The 5,215-nt window shown below is 42.7% G+C and carries 4 protein-coding genes; 1 reads left to right on the top strand and 3 read right to left on the bottom strand.

What is annotated here, in order from left to right:
• Positions 1 to 138: 138 nt before the first annotated feature.
• The 3 genes from HWQ41_RS22800 to HWQ41_RS22790 form a co-directional block, all read right to left on the bottom strand.
• The gene (locus HWQ41_RS22800; RefSeq protein WP_292767912.1) at positions 139 to 981 is read right to left on the bottom strand and encodes a M90 family metallopeptidase; all 843 of its coding nucleotides are present in this window, start codon (positions 979 to 981) and stop codon (positions 139 to 141) included.
• A 181-nt stretch (positions 982 to 1,162) separates the two neighbouring features.
• Positions 1,163 to 3,085: an Hsp70 family protein gene (locus HWQ41_RS22795; protein WP_292767909.1), complete on the bottom strand. Its 1,923-nt coding sequence runs from the start codon at positions 3,083 to 3,085 to the stop codon at positions 1,163 to 1,165.
• A gap of 14 nt (positions 3,086 to 3,099) precedes the next feature.
• Entirely contained in the window at positions 3,100 to 4,008 is a 909-nt protein-coding gene (locus HWQ41_RS22790) for a hypothetical protein (RefSeq protein ID WP_292767906.1), read from the bottom strand.
• Positions 4,009 to 4,198: 190 nt separating this feature from the next.
• Here HWQ41_RS22790 and HWQ41_RS22785 point away from each other — a divergent pair, with 190 nt between their 5' ends.
• Complete coding sequence (locus HWQ41_RS22785; RefSeq protein ID WP_292767903.1) at positions 4,199 to 4,990, top strand: S-adenosyl-l-methionine hydroxide adenosyltransferase family protein; 792 nt, start codon at positions 4,199 to 4,201, stop codon at positions 4,988 to 4,990.
• The last annotated feature ends 225 nt before the right edge of the window (positions 4,991 to 5,215 follow it).

The raw sequence follows: 5,215 nt of genomic DNA, 5'->3' as shown, positions 1-5,215 counted from the left end.
TTAATTTTTCGTTGCTCCTCCCTTTCCGTTTCGGAGAGGGAGGCTGGGAGGGAGAGGTTCATCGAACTCACGTTAACTTAGTGCCATTCATGACAGAGCCAGTGACTTGATTGCTCTTTTCAAGCTAAAATCTAAAATCTAAAATCCAAAATTGTGTGACGCCCATTGCAGAGGATCTAATTGATAGTAACGTTGCAATTGCTCATAAAGTGCTGGATGCTTGGACAACAATTGGTGCGGTTTCTCAAAGAATGTCTCAGTCGCTACGGCAAAAAATTCTGCGGGATTCGTTGCACCATAGCTATCCATTACCGTCTTTACGCCTTGTAAAACATCATTACAAAGTTGCTGATATGCTTCTGTCATCACCTTCGCCCAAATAGGATAATCTGAGTTGCGTTGCAGTATAGGAACTCCTTCAGCTTTACCATCCTCTTGATCCAACTGATGGGCGAATTCATGAAGCACAACGTTACGTCCATCCCTCCAATTAGTAGTGTCTTGTTTCACCTGTTCCCAAGACACTACTAATTGGTCAGTTGTCCACGATTCACCTAGTCTTGCCACACGTCTTTCTTCAACAACATAATTTCCGATCGCAGTCGTTTCCTGAACAAAATAAGCATTGGGATACACTAGAATTGAACGAAGTCTAGGGAAGTACTGCCCACGTTCATTTAGTAGGAGTAAACAGGCGATCGCAGCAAGGGTCAATTTCATTTCCTCCGTCACCTGTAATCCTCTACAGCCAATAAATTGCTTTTCTGCTAAGAACACTTGAATATGTCCCTGAAGTCGTCTGATTTCATTGGGAGAAAGACAGGGATAAATGGGAAGATTATTCTCAATAATGGCATTCCAAAGTGGGGGAAAAGGACGATGTTTGAGGCGGTTTCTTCGCCTTTTAACTAGTATGGGATTGACTAAAATCCCAGTGATAATCAGCCCAATGATCAGAAAGAAAATTATTGTTTTAATCATTGACTTTTGAGCAGTTTACATATTTAATTCACTGGTATAGCAGTTTGCAGTTTAATGCAATATAGACCTAACCCCCAACCCCTTCCCTTGTAGGGAAGGGGAGTAAGATTCAAAGCCTCTCTCCTTTTAGGAGAGAGGTTTGGAGAGAGGTCAAAGTCTAATTTACTGGCACACATCATCCCTATTGGATCAAAATTATACAAGATTGAACCTTGGTGGAAAGGGTTTTTTGAAGCCCTTGCTCAACTTTGCCAATCATTTTATCAAAAGCCTCTTGATTCGCTATCAGTTGTTCTTGAAGAACTTTCTCTAACTCAGGCTTTATTTGCTCACACATATCCTCGATTTTTTTGTCGCCCAAAAAACTAGAACGAATCCAACTAGGTACATCCACATTTGTCTTGATTACTTCTTGGACACTCTTCCGATTTAGCTCCATTCCTGCCGCCATAAGTGAAGCCCCATATACTAGTGCAATAGGCCAGGTTAAATGTCCCGTTAGTATTAGAGTGATGATGCTAGCTACAGTGCCTCCACCAATTATTACATTGACAATAAACGCCACTGTTTCAGCAATGATAGCATCTCCAATTCGTAGCTCTGGGTTAACAAAATTTGGATCAATGCTATCCTCGAATCTTAAGCTGCTTCTAGGGATCTGAAACTTTCGACATATTGGATCGGTTTGTGCAGCTAAATCAGGTTGTATTTTATTGTTAAACCAAGAAGCGCATTGATAATTAATTATCTGCCCAGCGAAATCGCTTTTGAGCCACTGTTCTGCGCGACTGATCAAAGATGTTTCCAAATCTGCTAAAGTCCGCATTTTGTTTTTTTGCCAATCTTTTAAACCTGGTTTAACTGCGTTGACAATCAAGCCATCTGTCAAAGGCTTAGTTAGTGATTCGATTAACTCTGGGATATGCCTCTCAATCAAACCTTTAAGCTGATTCGAGGTAAATAGTTTGTTGACTTCTTCTTTAAAAGCAGCAGCCCGCAGATCCCATCGTCCTACTCGTGCTAAACCCATTGCAATGCACCGTTCTGGTTCGGGATCAGGGCGAAGCAGCGTTTCTGGTTCGGGAAACATTTCCTGACAAAGAAAGTGCGTAAACTTCATGCGAGATGCACCGCCAGTCATCAGCACAAGTTTCGGCACGATTCCAAGTTTTTCCAGCTTTTCTTTGGCCTCCTTTAAAGAGTCGTGAAACGATCGCATCCAACTATGAAGCTCCAGTTCAGGCAAGGGTTGGTTTAAGATTTCCTCCATCATCACTTTATTAACTTGGGGAATAAAATAAATCTGTTCGTTGATCGACTCGAAGCCACGCGCAAAAGATTCAGGATCGCTGTATAGTTGTTCATTAGAAAAGTAATCTTCTTTAGCTTTGCGGCAAGCAAGTTCACAACGAGCTTGGTGATGCGGATATTCCTCAAATACTTTTTCGAGTAATGTTTTTTGCTCGTGGTTGGCGAGAGTACGGGCAAAAATAGCCTTGTCAATTAAAGATGCTCCTAAAGTATTACTCCCGAAATCTATCGGGATTTCTTCTAAGGTTTTAACTAGAGTAAAATCTGTGGTTGAAGAACCAATATCGACAATTAGCACCGATGCCAGAAGTTTATCATACTCCAGCTTCCCGGCTTCCTTGGCTTGCATGAAAGCAGCCCGCGATTCGGGTACAACATTTAGTCTGGGAATGCCAGCTTCTTGAAGTATCTTTTGGTATTCGGAGCGATCGCTAACTGACCATCCTGAAGGGCAACCAATGTAAAAATAGCTACCTTCCCCACTTTCAAGTTGTCCGCTTTCTTTCAAAAGGCGGTAGTAGGTTGCCACAAAAGTGCTAATTGTTTCCCGATATTTGGGATCATTGTTTGGTTTTTGCTTAAAAGAGATTGTCAGTTGGGTAACGCCAGCTTGAATTAATGCTTGTTCGCCGACAAGATAACCGAGTTTGGGATGCCAACCAAGAGCTGTAATTTGGTTTTTCTTGTTATTAATCTCCAGCATCTGGGGGGGTTCGATGCTTTCCACGATCGCTTTAGCTACAGCCGTTTCACCGTGTCCCAAATCAAAACCGATTGTTTCTAAAATTTCCATACCCTTATTGTCTATTATTCTCTAGAAGAGGAATATGCTGGCTCAATTACCCGACCGCGCCTAATTAAGCGATCGCCTTTCAACAGAGCCGGAGTTATAGTTACGTGATCTTGGGTATCGGGGTCGATACTTGGCTCAAAGTCAAAATACCCGCGATCGCTGTGAGGGTCGTTTGCTCGGTAAATTTGAGCGTTAATTCCCTGAGACATTAAAATCTGTGGCAGAAGTTTCGCCAGTTCATGAGCCATTTGGGGTTTATCAAGTTTTGATGCGCCCATTAGCCTTTGCAGAAAATTCAATAGCTCTGGTAGTTCTTCTATTGCTAGGTCATCTTCATGTTTATTCGATTCTTCTACTCTAGCTACTGCTAGGTCGATAGTGTTGAGAGCATCGCCAAGGTGATCTAGAAATACTTTGCTATCAACCCGGAGAATAGGTTGAGGTAATTGCAATAGCTCTTGAGACATAGAATTATTTTGCTGGTTGTTTAAGTCGAGTTGAAGCACAACTTCTAGTCCTAGAAGTAGAGCGGTTAGTAAGAGAGCCATCCATGCACCTGGGGTAGTTTTAGTTAAGGAGAACAACGAACCTAAGATGCCTATATAAATTAGTCCCTGTAGCAGTTTTAAGATTAATATCTTGGGAAAAAACTTTGTAGCTGGGTTAGTAATTTGCTTTCGCTCTGTTGGAGCAACTTCAGGATAGTTAGCCGCAGCGAGAGTGGCGATCGACTGCCGCAGCGTATCCAGAAAAAAGGAAGCCAGACGAACTTGAGCCAGATTAAGCTTTTCAATGTAAATTCTTTCGAGATGATCGAGTCGGTTCTGAACCAGCTTAACTATCTCCTCAATGTTGGTTGTGTTATCAATATCTGTCTGGAGTTGGTTGCGTTCTTCGCTAAAAAGTGAAGTTATGGTTTTCATTGCGTTGACTAAGACTTTAACGTTACAAATAGGGGTGAAATAAACAGTTGTCTGCTCATTTCACCCTGTAATCACATGATGACTGAATAATTGATAATTCATAATTCATAATTCATAATTATGTTACATCGGGGATTTAATTATGAATTAGGTTGATTGCAAATTACTACCCATCAAAAGGAGGAGCAGAATGTTTATCTGCGTCATTGCAGACTACGGCACAGGAGATCCGGCATTTATTGAAGTCACACAACGTCTGCTGATGGCTTTACCCGATGCCCAAATTCATTTGCTTTCGGTTCCAGCATTTAGTACCTTGGCAACGGGATTTTGGATTGCCCAACTGGGACTCAATCCAGGAAAGAGCGATCGCTTAATTTATCACAATTGTGCGCCTCGTCAAGATGATCCCGAAGCCCGTCGGGACAATGAAGGTGAAGGACTAACTTATGCCCTTTTATCCAATGGTGTAAAAGTAGTGGGTGTGAATGCGGGCTACACGCTCTCCTTTATCAAAGACTATACAAAGGAGTTGCGAGTGGTTAACGTTTCTCGTGGTGGATCGCAGTTTCGCTCACGAGATGTATTTCCTCCAGCGGCGGCGGCGATCATGGGTGAAGATTTTAGCCTTCTGGGAGATCGCCTTAAGAGTGAGCAAATCCCAGATGTTCCACCAGATCGAATTGCCTGGATTGATGGCTACGGCAACATCAAAACAACTATTGGGGCGCATACACTTAACTTGGAGCCTCAAACCAAGATCGTGATCCGAATTGGAGATGTGGTCAGTGATGCAGTGTATTCTGATGGTAGCTTCAAGGTGTCTGAAGGAACTTTGGCCTTTGCTCCTGGTAGTTCCGGTTGGTCAAGAGGCGATTCAGGAGAACCATTGCGCTTCCTAGAGTTATTTCTGCGAGGAGGGAGTGCTTGGGAGCGCTTTGGCCGTCCCCGTGTGAATCAGCAAGTAACTCGAATTGCTTAAATCAAATCAACTCCCCCACGCCTTACAGATAAACATAGATAGTGTTTAGGGATTTCCAAATAAAAAAACATCCCAAATTTTCTTGTGGGATGGGTGTCCGCACTACGTGCCGCTACGCGAACACCCGTCCTATATTCAGGGCGGGCAAGGATGCCATTGGTGTCAACTTAAGGTGAAAGCCAGTCTAGAACAAGCTTTTAAAGATTGTCTCGTTTGTCTCGTTAA

It is taken from the genome of Nostoc sp. NOS(2021) (assembly GCF_017115025.1).
In the GTDB taxonomy this organism is placed as follows: domain Bacteria; phylum Cyanobacteriota; class Cyanobacteriia; order Cyanobacteriales; family Nostocaceae; genus Nostoc.
The sequence above is the reverse complement of the archived record's forward strand: the minus strand, read 5'-3'. Positions and strand labels throughout refer to the sequence as shown.

What these genes read in the sequence shown, in the direction of transcription:
- HWQ41_RS22800 (WP_292767912.1), bottom strand. Translation starts at nt 981, where the DNA reads ATGATTAAAACAATAATTTTCTTTCTGATCATTGGGCTGATTATCACT.
- HWQ41_RS22795 (WP_292767909.1), bottom strand. Translation starts at nt 3,085, where the DNA reads ATGGAAATTTTAGAAACAATCGGTTTTGATTTGGGACACGGTGAAACG.
- HWQ41_RS22790 (WP_292767906.1), bottom strand. Translation starts at nt 4,008, where the DNA reads ATGAAAACCATAACTTCACTTTTTAGCGAAGAACGCAACCAACTCCAG.
- HWQ41_RS22785 (WP_292767903.1), top strand. Translation starts at nt 4,199, where the DNA reads ATGTTTATCTGCGTCATTGCAGACTACGGCACAGGAGATCCGGCATTT.